General features: G+C 35.8%; 16 protein-coding genes and 1 riboswitch. Of the genes, 9 read left to right on the forward strand and 7 right to left on the reverse strand.

Going from position 1 to position 26,368, the window contains the following annotated elements:
• From GJ691_RS00235 to GJ691_RS00245, 3 genes are all read left to right on the forward strand, one after another.
• The gene (locus tag GJ691_RS00235) at positions 1 to 792 is read left to right on the forward strand and encodes a hypothetical protein (protein WP_154362579.1); all 792 of its coding nucleotides are present in this window, start codon (positions 1 to 3) and stop codon (positions 790 to 792) included.
• A 689-nt stretch (positions 793 to 1,481) separates the two neighbouring features.
• Positions 1,482 to 1,667 (forward strand): hypothetical protein, encoded by a 186-nt coding sequence (locus GJ691_RS00240; protein WP_154362580.1) that lies wholly within the window; start codon positions 1,482 to 1,484, stop codon positions 1,665 to 1,667.
• 46 nt (positions 1,668 to 1,713) lie between these two features.
• On the forward strand, positions 1,714 to 2,037 hold the full coding sequence (locus tag GJ691_RS00245) for a helix-turn-helix domain-containing protein (RefSeq protein ID WP_218944416.1): 324 nt from the start codon (positions 1,714 to 1,716) through the stop codon (positions 2,035 to 2,037).
• Between the two features lie 64 nt (positions 2,038 to 2,101).
• Here the strand turns inward: GJ691_RS00245 and GJ691_RS00250 are convergent, their stop codons facing one another.
• From GJ691_RS00250 to GJ691_RS00270, 5 genes are all read right to left on the reverse strand, one after another.
• Entirely contained in the window at positions 2,102 to 4,063 is a 1,962-nt protein-coding gene (locus tag GJ691_RS00250; protein ID WP_154362581.1) for a DUF2779 domain-containing protein, read from the reverse strand.
• A gap of 1 nt (position 4,064) precedes the next feature.
• The gene (locus tag GJ691_RS00255) at positions 4,065 to 4,847 is read right to left on the reverse strand and encodes a hypothetical protein (RefSeq protein WP_154362582.1); all 783 of its coding nucleotides are present in this window, start codon (positions 4,845 to 4,847) and stop codon (positions 4,065 to 4,067) included.
• Between the two features lie 5 nt (positions 4,848 to 4,852).
• On the reverse strand, positions 4,853 to 5,548 hold the full coding sequence (locus GJ691_RS00260) for a hypothetical protein (protein ID WP_154362583.1): 696 nt from the start codon (positions 5,546 to 5,548) through the stop codon (positions 4,853 to 4,855).
• Between the two features lies 1 nt (position 5,549).
• Positions 5,550 to 5,729, reverse strand: a complete 180-nt coding sequence (locus GJ691_RS00265) for a hypothetical protein (protein ID WP_154362584.1) — start codon at positions 5,727 to 5,729, stop codon at positions 5,550 to 5,552.
• A 137-nt stretch (positions 5,730 to 5,866) separates the two neighbouring features.
• A complete protein-coding gene (locus GJ691_RS00270) occupies positions 5,867 to 7,519 on the reverse strand; it encodes an ATP-binding protein (protein ID WP_154362585.1) in 1,653 nt (550 codons plus the stop codon).
• A 120-nt stretch (positions 7,520 to 7,639) separates the two neighbouring features.
• On the opposite strand from GJ691_RS00270, the gene GJ691_RS00275 reads away from it, so the two are divergent.
• The 6 genes from GJ691_RS00275 to GJ691_RS00300 all read left to right on the forward strand — a co-directional run bounded on the left by GJ691_RS00275 (position 7,640) and on the right by GJ691_RS00300 (position 20,969).
• Positions 7,640 to 8,551, forward strand: a complete 912-nt coding sequence (locus GJ691_RS00275; protein WP_154362586.1) for a helix-turn-helix transcriptional regulator — start codon at positions 7,640 to 7,642, stop codon at positions 8,549 to 8,551.
• Positions 8,552 to 8,554: 3 nt separating this feature from the next.
• Positions 8,555 to 9,718: a PD-(D/E)XK nuclease family protein gene (locus tag GJ691_RS00280; RefSeq protein WP_154362587.1), complete on the forward strand. Its 1,164-nt coding sequence runs from the start codon at positions 8,555 to 8,557 to the stop codon at positions 9,716 to 9,718.
• A 299-nt stretch (positions 9,719 to 10,017) separates the two neighbouring features.
• Positions 10,018 to 10,110, forward strand: a riboswitch (SAM-I-IV-variant riboswitch).
• Between the two features lie 305 nt (positions 10,111 to 10,415).
• Positions 10,416 to 10,886 (forward strand): hypothetical protein, encoded by a 471-nt coding sequence (locus tag GJ691_RS00285; protein WP_154362588.1) that lies wholly within the window; start codon positions 10,416 to 10,418, stop codon positions 10,884 to 10,886.
• 40 nt (positions 10,887 to 10,926) lie between these two features.
• Positions 10,927 to 11,460, forward strand: a complete 534-nt coding sequence (locus GJ691_RS00290) for a hypothetical protein (protein WP_154362589.1) — start codon at positions 10,927 to 10,929, stop codon at positions 11,458 to 11,460.
• Between the two features lie 601 nt (positions 11,461 to 12,061).
• The gene (locus GJ691_RS00295; protein WP_154362591.1) at positions 12,062 to 15,079 is read left to right on the forward strand and encodes a hypothetical protein; all 3,018 of its coding nucleotides are present in this window, start codon (positions 12,062 to 12,064) and stop codon (positions 15,077 to 15,079) included.
• A 142-nt stretch (positions 15,080 to 15,221) separates the two neighbouring features.
• Positions 15,222 to 20,969 (forward strand): DEAD/DEAH box helicase, encoded by a 5,748-nt coding sequence (locus GJ691_RS00300; protein WP_179954982.1) that lies wholly within the window; start codon positions 15,222 to 15,224, stop codon positions 20,967 to 20,969.
• Positions 20,970 to 21,046: 77 nt separating this feature from the next.
• On the opposite strand, the gene GJ691_RS00305 is transcribed toward GJ691_RS00300, so the two are convergent.
• Both GJ691_RS00305 and GJ691_RS00310 read right to left on the reverse strand, forming a co-directional pair.
• Positions 21,047 to 24,487 carry a DEAD/DEAH box helicase family protein gene (locus GJ691_RS00305; protein ID WP_154362595.1) on the reverse strand — a complete coding sequence of 1,147 codons (3,441 nt, stop codon included), beginning with the start codon at positions 24,485 to 24,487 and terminating at the stop codon, positions 21,047 to 21,049.
• A gap of 83 nt (positions 24,488 to 24,570) precedes the next feature.
• Complete coding sequence (locus GJ691_RS00310) at positions 24,571 to 26,367, reverse strand: GmrSD restriction endonuclease domain-containing protein (protein ID WP_154362597.1); 1,797 nt, start codon at positions 26,365 to 26,367, stop codon at positions 24,571 to 24,573.
• Position 26,368 lies beyond the last annotated feature (1 nt).

Raw genomic sequence — 26,368 nt, forward strand, 5'->3', positions numbered from 1 at the left:
ATGAATTATCTTGGACTTTTAGAAAAACTTGATCTTCTTTCACTTTCTGAGAAAGAACGCACCGCACTATATATTTCTAAAGGAATTTTTGTGGAAGAGAATAAAATATCGCTTCAAATAGGCGGATTGAGCGAAATGGCCCTCCAAAACAGTACAAAGGTCCAAGTCCCTTCAACAAATCTTGTTATTGCTTTCCATAATTTTATATTGGCCAACTATGCCAATCTATCCACAGATATATTTATCGATTTCTTCTACGGTTATAACAATCAAACATTCGGACTTGAACCGTTGGAAATTAAAAGAATAGCCAGGGATCACTATCTATCCATATCCAACAATATCCTTAAGACCCGGTTAGACCTGGTTAGGCTGGAAAACACTCCGAGTGGCGATCATGTCGTAAAGAATGCCGAAAAACTGGAGCTCTTCGCATTACACCGGGATGTTCTACCAAGAAACCTAATAAAAATGTTCCCGGAAGGACTGGCCCACTTCCTTATGGGTGACACCGGGTATTTCAACAACGCCCTTGTTGACAAAGCACCTATACTTAAGGAAATCGTTACATTCGAAGGCTACCTAAAGGTATTGCTGGACCTCAACAAGAAGTTTGGGTTCGAAAAAAGCAGTCCTCTTAATGTTAAAAATGAGGATGTACCTAAAAATAACCCCATTCGAGATGATAAAGAGATATCCAAACAAAAATCCAATAAGGTCAGACGGTCAGTGCTGAGCGATGAAGAGGCCATCCATTATCTGATTAATAATATATTCAAAAAAAAAAAATAACCAAAAATCGACCAAAACAGCTAGGGTAGTTATATAAGGTAGGACAGGGTAGTTCAATCAGGGTAGGCCAAGGGTAGCCTTAGGGTAAATAACAGGGTAGCCTTTTTGGTATTAACAAGGTAAAAACTACCTATATTATTGATTATAAGCATTTTAAGAGCCTACCCGTAAAATATACACAGGGTAATACGAGGCCTGTTTTGATCAACTACCCCTACCCTAATAGATTAATTTTTAAGTTCTTAAGTACCCTAGGTAATATTACAATTCAGCAAGAAATACTGGGAAAATCACCTGAAATGAAGGGTATCTTACTACCCTTATATAAAGAAGTAAGGATAGGATAAATGATAGGGAATACGAAAATCTGTAATGAAAACAACTAAAAAAGTCTTCATTGCATGGGTATAGCAAACAAGGAATCAAAGCCGTTTACAAGATTTTAAGTTCAATGAAATTACAGACGACCTCCTCCCATAATTAGGCACCCCATAACAATCATTATCAGCAAACAAAAACGGATAACTACCTAACTTCTATATAATTCATGGTTTGACAATAAACCACCCTATTTATGCTACTTTTTCTTCAAATAAAAATCTAATTTTATTCTAAGAAATGAATATAAACCAAGCTTCATAAGCTTTAAATAAAAATTACCCTACGCTAATTATAATCAAATTGTAATCATGGACAACCCTTATGAAATCATAGACAAACGATTAGAGCGCATTGAGTTATTACTAGAAAATCTAGTTTTTCAAACCAAGAAAAAGAATATCAAAAAGAACAATACAACTAAAACCAAAATGCCTACCGAAGATGAAATGGATGCTTATATATTGAAAACCGTTTTTAGCGAAAAAAAATCATGATTAAATAGTATTTCATACAAAGTTGCGCAAACTTTAAAACCTGAATATGGAAAATCCATTTGAAATCATTAATGAACGCCTAAACCGGATTGAAGCATTGCTAGAAAAGCTAGTATCACAGCAAGAAGGAGATATAGGTAAAGCCCGAAGTAAACCCATGACAAGTTTAGAACTCAGCACTTATTTAAATCTGTCAGTTTACACCATTTACGGACTTGTGCATAAACGTTCTTTACCATTCATCAAAAAGGGTAGGCGTTTATATTTTGAAAAGAAAGAAATTGACAAATGGTTAATGCAGGGTAGGCAAATGACTAAAGAAGATCTTAACCTAAAGGTTGATGAGTATCTAATGAGAAATCCTCGTTAAGGAATTACCACCATTTTTATGAAATAGTCTTTTTACTATACTCTTCTATGTAAAATGTGAAGTGTCAAACATAAAGATCATACTTAAAATGCTCATAGATCATGACCATGGCCAAGGTATCCAATTCGCAATATTTCAACAAGGCGTTGGTGATTTCATCACGTTCTTTTTGGTCCATGTCGGTGTATTGTAATTTGGCATAAGCGGTTAAAGCCGCACCACCATCGGCAATACCTTCCAATTCGGAAATGGTGTCATCCAATTCGAGCATACTCCAGCCCTCAAACAAAGGAGGTAACATTTTATACGGATTAACAACTCCCTCATTGTTTTTTTGGAGCCAAACATGATCTGCTTCAAAATTGGTGCTACCGACTCTTATTGTTCCAATAGGTTGGCTATACTTTTCCTGTAAAAAAGTACTGGTGTCCAAACTAGCGGGCAAAACGGCTTTAATGCTATTTGAGCCTTTGGTCAACGGATTATAATAGTGGTCTTTGACCACTTTGTTCAAATCCACCATGCTTCGCCGACCGATCCATTGATCCACATTGTTTTTAGTCGAAGTTGAAATGGATTTCAAAAAGGCAATTAATTCGGTGGCATCTTCCTCTGTACCTGCCTGTAATTGGGATATAATAGCATTGACAATTGTGTTTTCATGAGCTGCGAACCTGAAAATTGTTCCTTCATCTTCGGATAGGGCTTTTTTCAGAGCACGGGCAAATTCGAAATTGGGAAATTCCCCAGGGGTGTTATTGATGTATTCATTTCTATGCTCAATACTTCCATCTTCGTGTAATTGATGATGGGAGAATTGGAAAGCTACTTGCTCATAAGGATTTCTATCTTTGGTGAAAGGCAAGGCTACGGTGCTGGTTTCAAAATCTATGAAATGTAATGGAAAATTCCATTTAGCCATTTCTTCTTTCAGTTCCTCTTTTAAAACAAAAATGGAATCGTCCTTTTGTTGGGCTTTTTCAATTTGGACCCATTGCCGTTCGGAAGATGATAACCTTCCCGCTTCCACTTTTATATTGATGTCTTCCTCGGTAAGGTCATCCATAAGCAGGCGGTTCTCTTCAACAAGGTTCTTGCCCCTAAAATTCCATATCTCAAATGCATTCGATTTTTCAAAGTCCTGATCCTGCCATTGATGTTGTTTTTTAAAGCAATATTTAAAACCGGATTTCAACCCTTCCTTTGCTTGCTCTGGAGTGGTTTTAAATTCACAACCTTTACAACTGCTGAAATTCGTAGGCCAATTTAAGTACTCGTTATTTTGATAAGCGCCTTTAAACAAAGTAATGGACTCCAAAAAAGAAAGATTGTCAAAATAAGGGTGCTCGTTTGCAATAATACCATTGATTAGGGTATCCACATTGATTTCCGAAAGCACGGAGCCCCCAATTTCGTCTATAGAGGATATACTCCTAACCACATCGGTTCTTGGGTTTCCCTCTTTGGGTACCCTAAATAATTGATTTAGGCCATTGACTTTGGAGGTTTTTGTTTTATCCGCCATCAAGAGATAGGCTTCAAATGTAAATTGGGGATACGCTTTCTGTGCCACATACTTTTGAAAAGCCAAATCGAAAAGGTATGATTTCCATCCTTTATTGATTCCCCCTCGTTTTCCCAAGAATAAATATTCATCATTGGGGTCAAATGATTTAGCCTTTACCTCAATGAGCTTAATGTGGTTTCCTTTTTTAGAAAGAACGTCTGTTCGGATGAAAAGTCCTTCGTGTTCAAAGGCTGCTTCATATATGGAAATAGCATCTTTTCCCAGCTGTACACGAGTAAGATTTATTGCCCGGTCATATTCATGGTTTTCCGTATCAATAAATACGCCTCCCGGGTAATGCAAACGCGCCAAAGCCTCTACCTGAAATCCTCCTTTTGCCAATGCCACCAAAAACGAATCGTCAAGACTTTGATTGGCATATTCTTTTTTAGATGTAAAATACAGTTTGTTAGGGCATTCCAGTCCAAGTTTAAAGCGGGATTTGGTTAGGGGTTTCATTTTAATTCAGAATTTTCATCTTATTGTCGCCTACCATTTCAAATTCTAATGTATCTCCAATTTCAAAGTTTTGCTGTATATAATCCTTCAATTCGAGGTTACTTAAAATTCTTTTATTGGGGTTATTGACTAGATTACAAATTATTTCTTTTTTATTCCTAGGTCTAAGAATAATACGAGTTCCCTCCGGGGGTAAAGATGATAAGGCTTTTTTGGGAGGAGTGAGATAACCTTTTTCCCAATAGTCCTTTCCTATTTTTATTTTGTAAGTTTTACACTCTATTTTAGAATCATCGTCATCGGTGAAAAATATAGACAGAATATCCATTTGTCTTTTATTCCATTTATAGGAGCGTAAAATATCATAATTTTCTAATTTGCTCCATAAAATGACACTACCTTTATTTCTATTTTCAATTAATTTCTTTTCAAATATCTCCGATTTTGAAATTTGGAAAATGTTTTTGAGTTTAAATTCTTCATTAAAGACTACAATAACAAATACATCTAGTTCCGAGTTCATATTGTAATTGAAATCGGTATCCCTTCTTTTTGAAGTTTTGGATTTGGCATGTCCTTTCACTTGATATTTTAGATTATCAGCTATTAAATCCCAATCTTTTTGTTTACCATTTTCTGCTAAAGTTCCATTATATAATTCTGCAATTAACCATTCCGCAATTTGACCAGTAAAGTCTTTTTGATTTTTAATAACACCTTCTTCTTTTAATTGTTTCCAACTGTAAATAAATTGACTGATCAATTCTCTCTTTTTCTGATGCATATTATTTATTTTCTCGTTAAACTCTCCAAAACCTCTTGTAGTTGTCCACTCCAGAAGAACTGTTCGCCATCTTCTTTTCTATAAAGCGAAAAACCCATTAAGAGGTGTTTTTTATAATATAATTTAGTGACCCTGAAATCTTTCATGGCCACCACCGTATTCCATTTTTTTGAATACCCGTTTTTTATTCGTTTAAAATATCGTGTCTCACATAAATGATATAATCGCAGGTCCGAAAAACCAGAACTGTCTATACTGTAGATATTGTTCATAAAATCAGAATCCGGCAAATCCAGTACATGGCTTTTGATTGTTTCGAACTTTTGAGGGGAAATAATGGAGTTCTTTTCTTTGACAATTTTATCGACTACTCCCTTTATCAGGTGTTCTAAATTATCCGTAGAAGAAAGTATTGGTGCTTTTTGAACGAGTTTTGTATAATTAGATGATATTTTTAGTTTCAGAACATTGTCCCCAAAAAGTAGGCCCATCAGACGCTCATTTTCAAGAATAGCATATATTTTTTTTACTTTATCCTTTTCATTTGATCGTTCATGCTCAACTATATTGCTAAGGGTAGTCTTTAACTCTAGGTCATCTTGGTCTAATAGGTGAATTAAAGCCAATGCACGCTCTTGGGAAACATTAAATAAATCCACTTTTTCAATTCCGATAATGGAGTCATACAATAATCGCCACATTTTATTTTTTTAGTTTATACATGAGATAAAAAATAATGACCGGCCAAAGGAGAATGTAGATGACCTTGTCAGTATGGGTCATTATATCCTGATTACCATCTTCTGATGGCATCTTGTCTATTTCAGAAGCCGTAATACTAAAGACCAAACCGATAAGTAGATAAATCGAAATTATTTGCATGATGTCGATTCTTTAAAATTGTGAAGATTTGAAGATTTATTTATAACGAAAACAATGTGTGAAAATTACTTGAGTTCATTGTTTCTTTTCATTTTTAAGACATTGAGTTTATAGTACCCACTTAGCTCCATAACGTCTTAAAAATTAAAACCTATTCTTGTACGTTGATTCCTTTCATCAAACCGTTCCGACTGACACAACTGAACCAGCTTTTCCTTTATATCAATTTCTGGGTTTAATACTCTTGCCATTTTAAATTTTCGAATCACATTTTCAATCTCCCCACCAGTAAGGTCAAAGTTGGTGGCCAAATAATTGGATGTTGTTTTAGAAATACCATGAAGCCCATTGTTCCAAATTTTACTTTGAGACATCTTATTTGGTTTGTTAAACCGAACTTTAAACAAAAACCTTCTTTCAAATGCTTCATCCAGACTTTCCTCTAGATTGGTCGTGGCAAAAAGAATCCCCTCAAAATTTTCAAGACAATCCAGGAAGATATTTTGAATGGCATTATCTTCCTTCTCTACCCCACTTCGGTTTTGGGCTATTCTTTTACCTAGAATAGCGTCTGCCTCGTTCAACAATAAAATAGGAGTTACTTTTTCCTTTCTACAAAGTGCTTCATAGTTCTTGAATAAAGCTTTTACCAGTTTTTGACTTTCTCCGTACCACATGGATTTCAATTCACTCAATTCCACTTTCCACATAGGTCGGCCAGAAGCTTTGGCAATTTGGTATACCCCTTCCGTTTTACCTGTACCTGGATCACCGTAAAAAAGTGTGCAAATACCTGTTCTCAAACCTTCAGACTTTAATGAATTGATAATCTTCTTATATTTGATCGGCTTTAGACTTCTGGTTATTGAGTCCATTTCCTTATCAGTAACACTATCAAAGAATAATTTCTTTTTAAAAACCTGGTTCGGATAAATCAATTGCACATTTTTTTCCTGGTTTTTTAATCGAATGGGGATTTTGAACGGCTCTAATTCCTTACTACTCCTTTCTGTAAGAGAAACACTTGCAGAAGAATAAAAACTATCATCGTTAAGAACAAAGTAGTCCAATTTGATAAGCTGGTTCTTCTTATCCAAAATTTCTTTTTCATAAAACAATTGATCGGTTATATCCTGAAAGAATCCTTTGGAAAACCTTTGCAGCTCACAATCTCGGTTGCCCTGTACATTATGTGCAATGACATATAAATATGCCATTAGGTTTTTCGTGTTGAATTTTAGTCCATTCAAATATTTAATGAAATCCGTTTCCTTATAATCCATGAAGATCTTACGGAATTCGACCCTTAGCTCAAGAATATTACCGTCCTCGAGCCTACGTGCTTCGATCAAATCCTTAACCCAAACTACAATTTGTATTGGGGTCATCTTTGTTGGTTCAGGAGGAGAGAAGGGCTTGTTTTCAATAATGGCATTTTTCACCCTTTCTGATATTTTGAACCGGGTGTTGTTTATTCTTGAAAAAACAATTCTGGATTCATTCTCTAAAATCCCCTTATCATACATTGCTTCAATTTCTTTTTTAAAGACGAACAATTCTATTGCCGAGCATTTTAGGAAAGTAGCTAGTTCGGCATAATCCGGATAGTTATCTTCACTGTTCAATTCAAAAACAGCCACTAATATTAGAGATTGAAACCGGGTTGTCCGGAAATAATCATCTATCCTTGATAAGAAATCCTCTTCACTATCCAACAGCTGTTTTTTCAGTTTACATCCTTTTACCCTTTTTGAGAACTTGATGATGTCCTTTAATATGATATGTTCCATGATCGGTGATATTTTTAGACAAAATTAAAGTTGCACTCCGCCAAACCATGTCGAACTAAATTTTTAACTTACATCGTCATTAAATGACGGAGTAAAGTCTATCCTTTGTAAACACGAATCATGGCGAATTACAAACTTTTGAAACGATTGGAGCGCAGTATTTACCTTATAAAGAATTTACCGGGCATTTCTAAAGGGGAGATATTGGAACGTTTGAGAAATGACTACGACCAAGAGATAAGCGACCGTACGCTTGAGCGTGATTTCGAGATATTAAAAACTGATTTTGGTTTGGAAATACAATACGATAGAAGCAAAAGAGGGTATGTCTTGGATGATGACCCTGAGCGTATCGCTACCTTTTTCAAGTTTGCCGAATTATCATCCTTGGCCGAAATCTATGAAACGGGTTTAAAGGATTATAAAACCTTCCAAAAATGGGTGATACCCGATGACAGCTCTGGGTTCTATGGTTTACAGAATATGAAACCTATTTTGAAAGGGATTACCCTTGCTCAAAAAATAAGGTTCACAAAGATGAATTTCTTTCATGATGATTCCAAAGAATACATAGTTAGTCCGTTTCGCCTAAAGGAATTTCTAAATAGATGGTATTTGATAGCTGTCCCGGATGGTATGGAGGAAATTCGAACTTTTGGACTCGACCGAATACGTAATGTTCATATCTTAAAAAAGAAAGGCTCAAAATTTAAGAATATAGAAATCCAGTTAAATCAGTTTAGGGAGGTAGTTGGTTTAACCTACAGCCTAGAACCACTACAGAAAATAGTATTAAAGGTAACCAATGAACAGATAAAATATTTGAGGAGCCTGCCTTTACACCATTCACAGGTCTGTATTGATGATCATTATAAAGATGGCTGGGGGAGAGTAAATTATGAATTAAAACCCAATTATGAATTTATGGCCGAAATTTTAAAATTAGGGGCCTCTGCGGTCATTTTGGAACCCTTGGCCTTACGGGAGAAAATAACTGAACAAATAACTATTATGCATAAATTATATGAGTAAGTTATGATTGAATTATACAAAAGAATCAATGAAGTTGCCAGGCAACTTCCCGAGTTACCTAAAAAGCAAAAGAAAAACTTTTTTGACATTCTTGGGGTACAAAGAAAAGAGACAATAAATTCAAAGTTGTTAGCCTATTTTTTTGACCCTGAAGAAGATCATGGATTTGGCACTTTGTTTATTGATGCCTTGGTAAGTATTTTAGATTTAAAACTGGATAAGGTAAATGCTTTTGAAAAGTTTACAGGACAATTTGAAGTGTCTACCGAGGTGACTACTTCAAATGCAGTTGCTCCGGAAGACCAATCTAAAAGAATAGACCTGTTACTTACAGGTATCGATTGGAGTATAATTATTGAGAACAAATTATATCATTATCTCTCCAATCCTTTAGATGTATACTTTCAACATGTAAATAACAGCCCCCATAATAAAGAAGAAAATATTATAGGAGTTGTTTTGTCCCTTGAGCCAATAATCGAAGAACCCAATACCCAAAGGAAACCTTACTTTATCAATATCACACATCGAGAATTGATAACAAAAGTTCAACAGAAACTGATATTGAGCCATATTGAAAGTGACATAGATGTATTTTATTTACGAGAATACGCAAAAACGATTAATTCACATTATAGAAACAAAATGAACGAACCTGAATTAAATAAATTAATTGGATCTTTGATCGAACAAAAAGAAGCAATAAACGAAATCTTTGAGAAAAGAAAAGCTGCTATTACATTTCTCGACAAGGAGATAGAAGAAGTTTTTACCGAAAGAGACTACAAAAGTGTAAAATCATGGTATTGTCACAAAAAAAACGAAAACCTTTGTTTCTGTATAAACCCAACAGATGAAATTTTAAAATACAATAAAATCAGTGTCGGCTTTGAATTATGGAATGATCTTTTAAAAAAGGTGGGTAGGGAGAACTTGGCACAGATACAATCAACCATACAAAATGGAAAAATGGAAAAAACACATCTTAACTTTGATGTAAATAACGATCATGCTCATATGAACAGAATTGTCACCTATAGAAAAGATGATTTTTTATCTGAAAACCGCAGTCTCAAATCAGAGTTAGGGAGTATTTTAGATTCTTATTTTTTTAATGAAAATGGAATTGAAGATGTTGTGTTAAAACAAATAGGTGATGCTTTGTAATTAACTGCTATTTTTTTTGTTGTCAATACGGTTACAATTAAATGAACCAGTGGTTCATCCCTAGAGCAATGGATTAACTATGTTTATTATATACTTATATATTTCCATAAAACCTTTGATTCTTATTGCCAAGACCCCCTTTAATTACGTATAAGGGCAAATCACAAACAATTGGGACCCTAATTATCTTATATGGTTTCATTAGGGAACAAGATTAACTATTCTCCTGTTATCGAAAAAAACCATCCTTAAATCGAAGTATTTTGGAGGTGCGCTACCCTACCCCTATTTTCGCTTCATATATACATCAAGAACCCTTTATGGGTACCAACCGAGCACAAAAGCCACGGTGGTTCAGAATGTGGACAGACTGTCAAAACAAATGATTTCAACTTCATTTATATTCTGATCATGATGCATCAACCTTAAAAAGGATGTGTTATGTACTATTTGTTTATTTCACGAAATGGAAACTCCGGGACTTTTAAAAAATTCCTAGAAGGTCTTAAATCGCTACTTATCAAAACTTCACTTGCCCGACACATCGGACAAGTTGATATTTATACTATTGACCTACGAATGCAAATCTTAAAACTCCTGGTTTTACGAAAGACATTTATATAGTACAAAAGTATTTTACCCCTATAGCAATCAGGATTAATAATCATTGGATATACATAAATAAATATACAGGAATATGAATGCAATAAAAGAAAAAAGTAAAAATGGTCTTCAAGAATATTTTACGGTCGAGACCACAAAAACCTTCCAAATTGATATGGACAAGGCCCTAAAAACCATGGAACCTACCGAGGTGTTGCAAGTGCTTTTAAAATATGATATCACTTCTAAACCCGAAGGAAAGGAGTTCTTGGAAATTTATTCCCAAATGATGGGCGGGTGGAAGAAGGAAAACCAAGGGTCAAAGGTAGTTAGTGAAGTAACAACATCCAAAAGTCGATGTAGTGCCTGTTTCTTGGGAAAATGTATGACCGTATATGAATTTGAATACAAACATTCAAAAGCGCACGTACCCTATAACCGTGTCATCTATCGTTATGATTTCGGGATGATGTATGATGTTCGTGATGGCATACTGTACGATCTTACCATCTGCAATTCCTTTTTATCAAAGGGTGAGTTGCAGGAATTGAATAAACCTTGTTAAGACAAATAGAATAGTTACCCTAATCATAAAACCTACTACTATGTACAAACAATTATTTTTCCTTTTCTTGATCCTAATGGTTACCCCTCAAATTTCAAAGGCACAAAAAAGTGATAGTCCTATTTGGGCGAAATTCAACATTACAAGAGCGATAACAGGGAACAAGGATTCCTCGAAAGAATTAGTCAGGGCCGGTGCATATACTGCATTTTATACCAAAAAAAATAACGATACACTTTATATGGCCAATGTTTTCTCAAAGCGAAGTTCCGAAAGTTATGGACCCATTGACAATATTAAGATCATTCGAAAAAGTAACGGGAAGGAATTTAAGTATGAAGGGGTTGTTTTTTCTTTTGAGTGGCATTATAAAAACTCCTATGATGATGAACAAGGGGTGGCAAGGGTCAATGTAATTTTGGTGAAGGACAAACCAAAAGGTTCTGCTTTTGCCATGAAATTACTTACCGAGGACAATCAATTTTTGGAGTATGAAGGTGAAGTTGAAGGCGTAGTTAATGACCGTATATTCGAATACCTTGAAGAGAAAAACCATAGTGCTGAAAATCTCTAAAATATCCATAAACATACCCCAAATTAGCTAAACCTCCTTTTTCCAATTAAATGTATGTGGGTTGGGTTGACTAAAGTCCCATCACGGGGGAACCTAATTCAGCACTGTAATTACACAGTAGTAATGATTTCCTCTACATACGAAAAAGTTTTAAAAGAACCATTACGGAAATCTGTAAAGGATATAAATAAAAAGGGCCTAAGTTATCTGAAGGATTATAAATATAAAGTGTATGCTTCATAAAATATGGAGAATAGTTATTTCGTTGTGTTTTTATCCAGGACCATGCAATGAGTAATAAATTGATTTCAATTCTATTTTGAAATACAAGTTGCTTATATATAAAAATGGAATTTAATAACTTAATAATGCACCATCTGGAAGGTATCGTTACAAAATGTTTATGGATACTGGTTTTAATTGGCTTTTCCAATTATTAGTTAGATATGAGATATACTATATGCTGTCAAGAATCACAGGTAAGAATGGTATTATATTACAACCATATAGTAGTGTGCACATTTACTGCACACATGCCACCTAAATTTGAAGTATTATTTTAAAAACCTTTTTCAACTGATTACATTTTAAAATACAACTTATGAATTTTTTCCCTTACTTACTCAATGCACGTAGTATAGACAAGCATGATGGCAGAGCTTTGTGGAAATACTTTTTAAATGAGTATGAACTAAGCTTGTTGAAAAAAAATCTGCAATTTGCCAATCCATTATCCATTGACCCTCGTGACGTGACACTATATTATGCAGAGTGGTGGAGAAACAACTATAAAGGAGGGAAACCTAGTAATGAAGAAATATTCAATTCCATAGGGGGCAATATTAAATTTTATTTTAATAAAAATGATTTTTATAAACTTGCCAAACAGGGGGCTCAAATGCTAAGGGTAAAATGGATTTCAAAACGAAACACTCTTTATTTTAGAACCTTACTTTTACAAGGCGGTCTTCCTTTAGCCAACATATCCGAAAACCAAGGGAAATATCAAGATTTTTTACTGGCCGTTCTCGACGAGCAACCTGAGACTCTAGAGGATTTCATGTTCAAGCCCCATATAATTAATTTACTACCATCATCTAGCCAGAATGACATTATCTATGAAAATTGTTTTGAGATTGTAAGATCAATCCTAAACAAAGAAGATGATTATGAAGATTTATTTAATTCTAATGAAGCACTAAAGAATATTTCAACTACCCTAAAGGTCAAGGAAAAAACCTTAGTGAGGAAACAACGGTTATCCAAACCCCAAAACTATTGGCTTTTGCGTTTCAAAGAAGGTGAAACCAATATTAATTTAAGAATTGGATTTGCCAATAGTTACGATTTTGAATCAATGTCTAATATTTTAGGGTTTGAGGCAAAGGGAAAAGAATACCAATTTTACTTGAATGAAAAATTAATATGTGTATTCCGTAAAATGCTTAACGGGAAATTTAAAACATACTGGTATCAGCACCAAAATGAAACATGGGATGGTGAAAGTAATTTGCCTTATGCATATGTCCTGTCAGAAGGTGAAAAAATCATAGTAAAAGATTTCATACAAACAGTCCCTAATTTATCGGAGCCAAGCCTATGGACTAAATTCTCTGATAATGAATGGAGATTGATTAAAGGATATGGAACACCGGATAAAGAAGCTGCAATACTTTTTCCAAAAGAATGGAAATGCCACCTTCCCTATTTGGAAGTGTCAATGTTTGGTGAACAACTTGCCTGGTTAACCTTTGAAGGAGAAATGGAAATCAATTTAGATGCCGATTATAGAACCTACCATAGTGAAGTTAATTCTTTTGATTGGACAATTGAAAGTCAAAGACCTTACTGGATGCAAAAGACCAATATGCCAGTGGTCCAAAAAAAACCAAGTATAATTATTTGGGACGACAATAATAGGAAGCTACCAAAAGATAAATTTAAAACTTGGGTTAAACCACATAATTCAAAAGAAACTTGGCAGGAATTAAAGAGGTTGAGCTATATCCCAATAGGATGTGTTGACCTTAAAATAGAATATCAAGGTCTTATTACTTATGACGAGTTTTTTAATTTAGGAAGCCTTCAAGTTGATTATTTGAATAAGTCTATTGACAAGGCTCAATTAAGCATAAAAAACCTGAATACATTTGATTTCAAGCTGGAGGAAACCCCAATATTGGATATAGAAAATCATAATAATGTTTTTTCATTAAGTGTCCGGACGAAATTTTCCAAGATACCCACAGGAATCAAAGGTTCAGTTGGTCTCAGGGGCCAGAAGAAGCTTTATTTTGAAATGGAATCACCCTTCGAAGGGATGGCCATAATAGATAAGAACGGGACAATTATAAGAGAAGAGGCTCCCTTATCATTGGCCAACCTTTACGGCTTAAGAATTTTAAGTTCTCGCACAAAGGAGACTCTTCTTAAAATAAAGAATAGTATAAAACCTGATGTGAAAATCACAGTGCCACTTAAAGAAACTTCCCAACCGTTAATTGCATTAAAGGATGAAATTGTCAGGCTTTTTTATTTGGCAGACGCAATGGATTACAGAAATAAGGTTTATCTGGAAATAGCAGAAGGAAAGTCATATATAACATATGAAATTTCAGGCTTTAGCCATTCATTAAATATTGATCAACAACTAGAATATAAGGTGTGTTTGAATAATTCTGAAGATGATTTGGACTTATATGCCGTTCCTTTGAATTGCTCCGAGGAAAACATAGAAATAATTCCACTTGTTAAGGACAACAATTACTATATGATTCCCAAAACCTGTGTTACCCAACAATTTATTGTTATTTCTTCTAAGGAAAATGGCAATCAATTAATGCCACGATATGTCAATACAGACGAGCATTATACAGGTTTGGAAAAAGAGGAGCGAATCAATTCTTATCACCAAGAACTACATCACAAAAACTTTGAAAGTGGTATATGGAAACAAGTGCTTTCCTATTTTAATATATGTATCCAAGAAGATATTCCTTTTTCAACATTCGACCAATTACGGGCTATTTCAAGAAGTTCACAAGTTGCCAGTAGGGCATTTTTTTATTTAGGGGTACATCAATATGAACGGGAAACATTTATTCATAGGTCCATTCCTGAAATGGAAAAAGACTTAGGATTTTGTTTTCACTGGATAAAGAGGCTAGATTGGGAAAGTGCTTTGGGGGAAATTAATGGGCTCTATCCAAATTCTTTCCAACAAACAGTATGTCTGATTTCTGATTATTTACAAGAAAACGATTTATCTGAATTGTTCCAATATATGAACGGCTCGTTAGAAGATGTAAAGAAAATTTATAATACTGATATTTCCGATTTAAGGGCACAATTGGGAGAGCGTGTCCTGAATGAGTTGCCAACACTGAGTCCTAGAATTACAAAAGACTACAATATTCCTATTAAACAACATAAACAGGTTCGACTTTTGATCCAATCCCCAATTGCAGTTGCAGAATCAATTGCTGACATTCAAAAACAATACCCTATTTGGGCAGGGGACGATTTCTTGGACACCATAAGAAGAAACATTCAATACAGCCAGTACCTAAAGCCTGAATTTTATAATAAAACCATGTTACACGCCTTAAAAAATAATTAGAGAGATGAACTTTCAAGAATTTTACCAAAAAACAGAAAAAAGATTAACCGATGCCATTCTCTCTCTTTGGGCTACCGGAGATAAGGAAATGCAAGACTATTTTAAGTATTTGTTTTCCCAGGAACCTATTATGGCGGAGGCAGTGTTTCAAAATACATTTCCTTGGGAACAGAGCAAGTTAAAGTTTGGTGAAGCCAATGGGGTATTTAACCAAGAATTCATTAATGCTTTAGACACCATTAAAGATGAAGATTTTCAATTTCCCAAAGCTCGACATCCTTATAAGCACCAACTTGAGAGTTGGGATACTCTTTTAAATAAAAAAAAGTCAATAGCCGTTACGACAGGAACGGGATCGGGTAAAACGGAATGTTTTATGCTTCCCGTATTACACGACATCTATGAGAATTGTAATGGACAGCAAGGGATCAATGCTATTTTTTTATACCCTTTAAACGCGCTAATTGCAAGTCAGAGAAAAAGAATGCATGCCTGGTGCTCTGCTTTAGGTGGAATTAATTATGCACTTTTAACCGGCGACACAGACAATAAATCCAATAAAAAAGATAAGGATAAGGCACTTCCACAGTTAATTTCCAGGGAACAGATCAGGGATACACCACCTCAGATTTTGTTTACCAATCCAACTATGTTGGAATATATGTTGGTAAGAAATGCCGACGTACCAATTATTGAAAAATCCCAAGGATCTCTTAGATGGATTTTGTTGGATGAAGCGCATACTCTTTCTGGGTCCAAAGCTGCAGAAACAGCATTGCTTATACGCAGGGTTGTAACTGCTTTCGGAGTTGATATCAGCAACATAAGATTTGCAATAACCTCAGCAACAGTAGGTAATGGCAATACAGATATGCTTAAAAGATTTATGGCAGACTTGTGTGGAATTGCTTCAAACCAAATAGAGGTTATTCAAGGAGAAAGAGTTAATAATAAAATTGCAGATAAGGATATTCCTAACTTATCTTCAACATTAACCCAAAATAACATTAAACTTTTAAGAAACGAATTGCTCACCTCTGCTGGACTTAGCCAAAGTGAAATTGGTAAAAAACTAAATATACCCGATAAGGCAGAACAATTAAAAGTCATCGATACTCTTGCCGAACAAGAAATAAATGGGGAAAAATTACTACCGGTAAGAGGTCATTTTTTTACCCGAGGCATTGGGGGCGTATATGTTTGTTCAGATCCTGAATGCGATATACATAAAGGTCACAAACCAAATAAGGCCTTGGGAACAATGTATACGATTGCTGGAGTAAATTGCGATTGTGGACAACCTTTGTTAGAATTAGTAGCATGTAACAGTTGTGGAAATATGATGATGGAAGGTGAAATCTCTGGGAATTCCGTTACGCAAAAAGCGAGTGTTGGTTATGAGGCCTTTCATTTGGAAAATGAAGAGAATGAAGAAACAGAACAAGAGGTGGCAAATAGAAATTTAGTGCGATTTATTAAAAATGATGGAAATCAAAACCTCATAAATTCGGAACTTATTAGTTGTTCAATATCTAGGGATAGTCAAATTGCAAACGGCGATAATCTACTGATGGCTCATGATCATAAATGCCCGCACTGTGGAGTACATAACGAAAATTCAATACACTTTCGAATTTCCTCGGCTTTCACCAATAGAATTTTATCTGATATTGTTTTGGATCAAACACAAGATGCCAAAAAGATTACAAACAAAACCCTTTATAATGGAAAAAAATATATCTCCTTTACCGACAGTAGACAAGGTACTGCCAAAATAGCCGCATTAATAAACATTGATAGTGAAACCGACTGGATTAGGTACCAGGTGTATCATTATTTGCTAAAAAATCTGAAAGAAAATCAATTGGATGCAAATCATGAAGAACTACTTCAAGCGAGAGCACAATGCGCGAAACAATTGGATGAAGCATTGCCTTTCATGAAAAAGTATTATGAGGAACAAATTAAACAGATTAATTTTGCCCTAGAATCTGGAGGTGACGGATCATTAAAAAATAGTAGATCCTCATGGAGGCATATCATGGAGGAAATTAAGGTCAAGGAGGGCTTTAACACACTTTTTAAGAAAGGAGCTCGAGGAAATAATCTGGCAACCGAAAATGAAAGCTATGCGAAAGCCTTGTTATTCGATCAATTTGCCCGGAGATTACCAAGACAAAGATCTCTCGAAAACCTGGGATTGGTTAATTTGGTATATCCATCGCTCGACAATGTAACTTTACCTAAAATAGCAGAAACCCTTAATATAAATTTTGAGGAATGGAAAAGTCTACTGAAAATAGCCTTGGATTATGTTATACGCTATGGTTTTCACTTTGAGCTGAACCAATCTATAAGAAATTTTTCAACTAGATACCACACTAGTTATCTTTTATACCCCTCAAATACGGAGATTGCCAATGGAAAGAAATGGCCTGCATACAATCCCAACTCCACTGTACAATCACGTTTGGTTCTATTGATATGTGCTGGTCTAGGATGGCATAATAAGGGCGATATAACTCAAGAAAGGGAGGACTTGTTAAATGAACTTTTAGAAAAAATATGGCGAACCCTTCAGTCTAAAGTCCTTACTAGGGACGGTGTTGGCTATAAATTGGATTTTTTTGAAAAATCACAATTTGAGTTAGCAGGAGTAGAATATTTATGTCCGGTTACAAATCGATTGTTGGATAAAGTATTTCGAGGCTATTCCCCTTGGATCAAAGGAAATCTTTTAGAACAAAATATCAGTAATTATCAAATAGACAAAAGTAAAAGTTACCAATTTCCAACTTTCCCTCATCCTTATCATTCAAATCAGGAAAACATTCGGTTATCAAACGAAGAGGTGGGTAACTGGATTCAAAAGAATAGTTCTGGAGCTAGAGACAAAGGTTTATGGAATGATCTTCACGAAAGAATATTTGATTTTGAAAAATTGTATTTGGCAGGGGAGCACTCTGCACAACAAAGTAAAAAAAGGTTAAAGGATTTAGAAGAACAATTTGAAAATGGGGAAATTAACATACTTAGTTGTTCCACAACCATGGAGATGGGTGTTGACATTGGAGGTATATCTGCTGTGGTAATGAGCAACGTACCACCAATGCCCGCCAATTATCTGCAACGAACAGGTAGGGCCGGGAGACGTTCCGAAAACAAATCTCTGGCTTTAACTTTCTGTGCTCCCAATCCTATTGGTCTTCGTACCATGAACAATCCCAAATGGGCCTTGGAACACGCAATTGCTCCACCAAAATTAAAATTTGATAGTAAAAGCATTATAGAAAGACATGTAAATTCATTGCTTTTTGGAGTTTTTGTTAGGGATAGAGAAAATGAAAACAAGGGACTAAACGTAAAAGAAAATATAGAAAACTTTTTCTTCAAAGATGCTCCCACTATTGCCCAAAACTTTTTAAACTGGTTAGAAGATTCAGTTTGTTTAGATTATGAAAAAGCTTTGATATATCTTGTAAAGGATACTCCTATGCAAGATATAAACCCTAAACAACTTGTTCAAATAGTCGCTGATAATTTTAAGGGAGTCATAGCAAAAATAAGGACACAAAAAGAAAGCTATGATAAAAAGCTGCAAGAATTAGCTAAGGAATTTGGGGATAATAGCGCAGCCTATAAATCTGTGAACTACAGGAAAGGACAATTCTTCCAAAAATTTGTATTGGGGTATTTAGCAGAAGATGGTTTTTTACCCAATGCAGGTCTGCCAACGGGTATAGTGGATTTTGAGAAAATCACTTTGTCAGATTTACAGAAAAAAAACCAGACTAAATTCAAAGAAAACCCAAGTTATCCTATTTCTAGGGCATTGACTGAGTTTGCTCCAGGAAACCATATTTTAATAGATGGGCTAAATTATAAATCCTCGGGTATAATTATGAAAAATACCTGGGGCAATGAAGGAGAGCGTAATGAGATTCAAGCATGTAAAAATTGCGGATATCAGAGAATCCTGGATGTAGATGAAAAAATCACAGATAACTGCCCTAATTGTAATAGAAGCAACTCCTTTGTTGGTATAGAATTAGGCGAACATAAAGCAAATTTCACGGAACTAGTAGAGCCGGTAGGTTTCGCCATAGATTTGTATAAAGAACCTACTAGGGTTATTTCGGAGAAGGCTAAGCCGCAGTATTTGGAACCCCTATTGCTTAACATAGCACCTTGGAATACAGATCAACCAGGTTATTTAGACTTCCGGACCAGTGAACAAGAGAAAAAAGCACAGATTCTTTTTTACAATACTGGTGATGGGGAAGGTTATAGTCTTTGTTTAGATTGTGGGAGAGTTGAAACATCACATGATAAATTGGACGGTCACTATAGGTTGAGAGGAGGGAAAAATAATGATGGGGAGAATTTATGTGCTGCACAACATATCCATGACCATATTATACTCGGAGGTAGGTTTAAAACAGATTTTACAGAAATTCGTCTTAAAAATGGAAGTGGCTCTTTTGTCAATGACAAAGCACTTACTTATTCCTTAGGTGTGATCTTTTGTAAAACTTTGGCTGAATACTTAGCCATAGAGGAGTCTGAACTGGGATTCGGTATAAAAAAATATAAGGGATATCATACTATTTTTATTTATGATACTGCCAAGGGTGGGGCTGGTTACGCCTCTCAATTTAATATACATATTAAAGAAATATTGCAACATGCACTGACTATTTTAGAGCATTGTAATTGTACAAAGGCTTGTACTAAGTGCCTAATAGATAGAAGCTCCCAATGGCACATCGAAGACTTGGATAGGCACTTGGCCTTAGATTGGTTAAAACTCGCCATAGATAATGAGCTGCCAGATGAACTAAAAGGAGGAAAACGTAAGGTAAGTTCTATTTTTGGGTCTTTACGTGATGAGGTTAAGCGTTTAAATTATCACTATGGTATTAAAGAAATGAATATTCATCTGAATAATTCTATCACCTATTGGGATATAGAAAGTCTAGATTGGCTTGAAAATTTAAAACGGGATAGGATTAAAATCAATCTTGTCATAGAGGAAGAAATTGAATATTCGAATAACCAGGAGAAATTATCAATTTATTTATTGTCTCATAACTATGTTCTAAAAAAAGGTATTGGTAGTCAAATCTATAATCACAATTTGCATTTATCTATAATTCTAGAAAACAATACCGAAATCAATTACGTTTCGACAGGTGCTTATGCAAATTTGGATACCAAATGGGGGAATGGAGCACAAGAGAAATTTTATAAGATAGAGGATATAGCCATTTCTGACTTTAAATCATTTGACCTTCCTGATTTAACTTCAAGTAATTTGTTCGAGTCCCGCATAAGTACCATTCCAGTTAATAGCAATAGTAATGACTTGGCTCAAATTATGTCCTCCAACTTAAACAACCTTAATGAATTAGTGACAAAAATCAAGGAAAGAACCTTTGAAGTCGCATATTTTGACAAATACAATCAATCGGAGTTTTCATTGCGATTATTGCTCCAATTCATCAACCAAATAAGAAAGGTGTGGTCTATTGATATTTCTAAGCTCAAGGTTCATCTTGCCGGTTCAGATTTTAGAAGTTTTAATTATCCTGAATATATAATCCACAACTACAAAGAACTTGATGATTATCTATACGACCTTAATGAACTTTCCAAAAATTTTGATTTTGAAATTACATTTAATGAGGAGCATAGACTACCGCATTACAGGTATTTTGCTTTTACTTCTGAAAATACCTCTTTTAGTATTAGGATTGATGCAGGCATTGCCCATGGATTAAAACCGGTGGATCGATTAACTTCTTATGATATGAAAATGGATAATCAGAGCTTTAAAATAAGAAAAGATGTAAGTCATGATATTATATATAATATAAGTATTGATTCATGACCGGGTTTGTATATGAACTTCACAAGTCTATGCAAAGGATGAAAATTAAGTAAAGCTTGAAAAACAGAATATGTAAATCACCCAATATTATCGTTTATTTGATCAATGATAGAAACTATTTCCCTAACCCTATTATCATCGAATAAACCAATAATCCCATCGTCACTAGCCTCATTAAAAGGTGGCTGTGTCAATAATTTTTTATCCAATGTGCCATTGTTGTTGAGATAATTAATGAGGGTTTGAATAAAGGTTATTTGAACGGGGCTAAGGTTCTTATCCTCAATATAATCAGCAAATAGCTCATTTACAACTTGTATATCCAAACCTACCACACTTCTAATGAATTTACCCAGAGGTTGGTCTCCATATTCCTTCTCATACTCCTCTTTGGAGCCTAATTCTTCGTTGAACAAAAAGGATTCCAAAAGTTCCAGTTCCTTTGGGGTAATGGGAATGTTTTTATGGAGCTTATCGATTACCAGATGGGACTTGTTTTTCCTAATAAAAGCCTCTACCCTATCCTTATAGCTTTTAAGACGCGTGTAGTTGGGCATTATATCAAATTCAGAGATTCTATGGGGCTGTAACTCATCAGAAAAATCTGTATAAACCGGTTTGATCTGCTCCTTTTCAATGAATTTCAATAAGTCCCTTAACTCTGTTCGAATGTTCTCAACAACATTAACGTTGGCATTTATCCAAAATTCCTCTTCTTGAACTTGCTTTATTAATGCAAGTTTTTCCCGAACCTTTGGTACATTTCTTTTCTTCTGTAGGTTATTCGCTATTTGATAAATCTGTCTGACGTAGTTCTCCTCGGCCTTTCCATTCCCGGAAAGAATAGCCAATTGAAAATTGAGCACTAACAAATCAAATCGCTTTGCCCGCTCATCATCCCCTTTATTATAGGGTGCCAAACCAGATAGATCGGCACATAAATCATGTATATCCCCTACACTTAAATCATCCCAACGTTTGCGATCCTGAAATTCAGTTACAAGTGCCCAATGCTTTCTAACCTCAAACCTATTTTGATCCAAAGTATTGATCACTTCATGAAGTTGGTCTGTGTAATTCTGTGCCAAAGTGTCTTCTTCCGGAGTGGATTCCGTGTTGTTCCTAATGGCCATCAACACGTTTAACTTGGTTTCAAATATCTTTTCCGATAAAGTTTTGGTGCTTGAGGCCTTTATACCATCCGGAAATTCATTGAAAAAATTAAAGTTATCACAGATATCGAATATTATAAAATGTTCCTTATCCATTCCTGGCCCGAATAAATCGGGCCTTAAACGTGTTCCTCTTCCGATCATCTGCCAAAATTTAGCATACGACTTTACCTCTTTAAAAAATACCAGATTCACCACTCTTGGGGCATCAACCCCTGTATCCATCATATCAACCGACACCGCTATTTGAGGTTCCAACTGAACTTTGTCCTCACAGAATTTCTCAAGCAGATCTTGGGCCTTGGATTCGTAATTATCAATAACACGTAAAAAACTTCCGGAATACTCCGGGTAATTTTTATTGAATCGCTCCTCAATAAAAAGGGCATGTTTATGATTTTTTGCAAAAATAATCGTCTTACCCAGCTTATCACCTCCTTCAACTTTTAAACCGTTGTTCATAAGATGGTCCAATACCAAATCCACCGTTTGGTTATTGAACAAAAATTTGTTTATGGCAGATTTTTCAATTTCTATATCATCTTCATCACCGGAAGCCCCATCTATAAAAGTCTCCTCGAACTTTAGTTTATCTTCCTCGGACAACTCGCTATATTTTATTCCTTCACGAACAAACTTCACCGGTATATCAATAGCTTTTGGTGGCTTCAAGAATTTGTCCTGTACGGCTTGGTTCAGCTCATAGGCATAGGTTGGGTTGTCATCCTCTATTTTGAATAAGGAATAGGTGTTATGGTCGATATCCTTTTTGGGGGTAGCGGTAAGTCCAATTAAAATAGCATCGAAATACTCAAAAATAGCCCGATACTTTTGATAAACCGACCTATGCGCCTCATCAATGATTATGATATCAAAATGACCCGAAGTATAGAACCTTCCTTCCTCATTTTTAATGCTGTCTATACGGTTCATTATCGTCGGATAGGTAGAAAAAACAAGACGGGTACCGTTATCTTCCGTTTCTTTGGTAAGGTCTATGGCACTTAAATGGGGCACATACTCTTTATAGGCATTTTTTGCTTGGGTTACCAAAGCGTTTCTGTCGGCTAAAAACAATACCCTTTTTGCCCAATTGCTTTTGGTCAACATGTCTACTATTGCGGCAGAAACCCTTGTTTTACCACTACCTGTGGCCATTACCAATAAAGCCTCCCTATTTTTTCCTTTTAATTTTCCGTCATAGGTAGTGACCAAAGCTTCCGCAACCCTTTTTATGGCTTCCATTTGATAAGGCCTCCCTGCAATATCCCTGTTAACTTGAAATTGCCTTAGATCCTTTCGGGTATTTCTACGCTCAATAACATACTGTAGCTCGTCTTTGGTATAAAAACCACTTACCTGACGTTCCGGATAGAACAGATCGTCCCATAAATGGGTTTCAAATCCGTTGGTATAGAAAATGATTGGGCGTTGCCCGGTCATTTTCTCTAAACAGTTGGCATATAAAAATGCCTGGTGTTTTCCTCTTTTGGGGTCGTGGAGTGTTTTCTTAGCCTCAACAACGGCCAGGGGCATACCATTATCGTCCCAAAGTACATAGTCTGCATACCCAATTCCGGAAGGATTCACCGATACAGGCATGCCCGTAACTTTGTATTCCAGGTCCCTACCTTGTTTTAAATCGTCCCAGCCCGCCTCTTTAAGAAGAATATCTATAAACAGTTTACGGGTCTCGGCCTCGGGCGTCAGTACCGGGCTTACCTCTTCAAAATCAACCTCTATTTGGCGTTCTAACTTCCGTTCTTTTAACTCTTTTTCTTGTTGCTCTACCCGTTGCCGTAATAAAACGTTTTCCTTTTGTAGTTCGGTTACCTTTTCTTTCTCCCGTTTTTTCTCAAACAACAACCGCTCTATGGCCTCGGATTTCTCTTGAAGTTCCTTTACTGTTTTATCTTTTACTTCTCCTGTAGGGATCAAAACCTCATTAAAAGCCGGAACAACAGGGCTTACCTCATTGTAATTAATGCCAATGAAAGATAACAACCTAAACACACTACGAAGACAAATTAAAGCCTCTTTCGTATTTACCCTTTTACCATGGGCGGCAGCATTACCCACTTTTCTAACCAAGGTAAGTTCATGAAGTAAAGTCGCTTTGATATCATTTTTAAAATCTTCATGATACATAAGGGCCGCCAAAGTAGTATCATAAGGCCGCTCATAATCAGGGTCGTTATCATAGAGCCAATTCACCGTTAGCTCCAAAACAATCCTACATTGAAGGGCAGCATACTTTGGAGCCTTGAATACGTACTTTTCCGCTTCTACGACTTGTTGATATAACTCGGGAAAATCAACTTTAATAAAATCGAAATTACTTTTCATAACCCTTATTTGAGATAAATATAAATTAAATCTATGCAATCATAATGCACACATGTAACTCTCGAGGAACTATTTATTGGGGTTTAAAGACTAAAATAATACTCCTTCATCTTATTTGCCATTAACTTTCTTCTAAGTTGAAGAAAATCTTCATAATTATCGATATCCATACTAAATATCGTCTCTGAAATGCAGTTTTGACCTAGGTTCGTTTTCAGTTCATCCAACTCATTTATGCCTCCATATTTTAGAGCCCCCCCTTTGCATTGCTCCAATATCTCCCCAAAATAAACTTCCGGAGCCTTGGCACCAACTTGTATGTTCACCTCTTGCTGCATATACACATAATTGGCGATCTGGTTGTATTTGCCCCTGGTCAAGCCCGCTTTTTTGAGATAGTTTCTAGGGAATATATGATGTATATCGCCCCTATAAGTGATCAAATCGCCTACGGTAATCTCTTTGGATAGGAACCCTTTGTCGTTCGCCCTAACCTGACTTGCCAAATACACATGAAAATAAGGGCTACTGGTGACCGACGTATTTAAGCTTTGAACCAAAGAGGCGTTCCAAAAGGCTTCGGACAGTTCGCCATCTTCTTTCTCCTGTAAATAATCCTGAAACGATTTTAGCTCAATTTGTCTGATGTCGAAATCAAAAGTAGACTCCGGGGAACCGGAATAGCGACCTGTTAATACCGAATACACATACCATCTACGTACATAGGTTTCTATGTTTGCAGGACTCTCGCCCTGTGCCTTTAACTTAAGATAAACGATGTACGCAAAGTTTATGGCGTTTTGTGACCGTATCATCTTTGAGGAAATGAAACCTGCGGATTTTATGATCATGACAAACCGCTTAAAATTGGTTTCATTCATAAAATGATAGACGCCATCGGATAATTTTTTAAAGGAGGCTTCCGCAATTTCTTCCTCGTAGGTCCTAGTTTCAAAATTTCTTCCTGAAAGTAGGCTTACCAAATCGGATAGCTTGCCCCTATTGAACTGGGTGGTGAACGCCACCCTTAAAACATCGGTATATTTGGGGTCGTAAAGATCTTCGTTCTCATTTTTTAACCATGCCATTTTCTGGAAATACTCCGTTTTGGCAAAATCGGCGTCATTATCGGCGATAAATTGATAAAACTCCGGTGCCACGGCCAAATGACTAAAGTAATCTATCGCTTTTCGCAACTCCTGACCACCATAAGTGTCATTGGCCGCAATTTTGCTCATGGCAAAGTCTGCCTGACTTAAGATCACCCCTTGTGAGTTTATACGGATAAAAATTTCCGTGACCGTTTCTATATCCAGTTCCCCGGCCAAATCTATAAGCCCGATCTGTTTTTTGGCCAAATTGAAGAGTTTGTTGATTGCCGCCACAATTTTATTTTGGTCCAACCCAGGATTGTTGTTTATAAAGTCGTTCGTGAAATTGAACGAGTTTACCGCACCGCTAAGTACCTTTGATATATCCGGTATCCATTGTTTGTCCTTAACAATAACAGGTGTTTGAACGGCAAACTTTTCTTCTATGGGGTTAAAGGCTATCTTAATCTTGACCCGTTTGTAGTTCTTATCGATAACGTAGTTGCCCAAAATGGCCGCCGTCAATGCCGTAACCCGTTGCTGCCCATCTATCAGTATTTTTTTGCCTTCAGAGGTAGAGCCATCCTTAAGCCTAATATTGGGGTTGCGCCAAGTGATGATATAGCCAATAGGATAGCCTTGGTACAAACTGTCCATAAGGTCCCGTACTTTGGAACCGTCCCAAACAAAAGGGCGTTGAATCTCGGGAATCGCTATTTCTCCACTTTTCACCCATGCCAAAAGGGTTTCTATAAGATGTTGGTTGACATTGTACTTTTGGATATCCATA

It is taken from the genome of Maribacter luteus, from assembly GCF_009674825.1.
In the GTDB taxonomy this organism is placed as follows: domain Bacteria; phylum Bacteroidota; class Bacteroidia; order Flavobacteriales; family Flavobacteriaceae; genus Maribacter_A; species Maribacter_A luteus.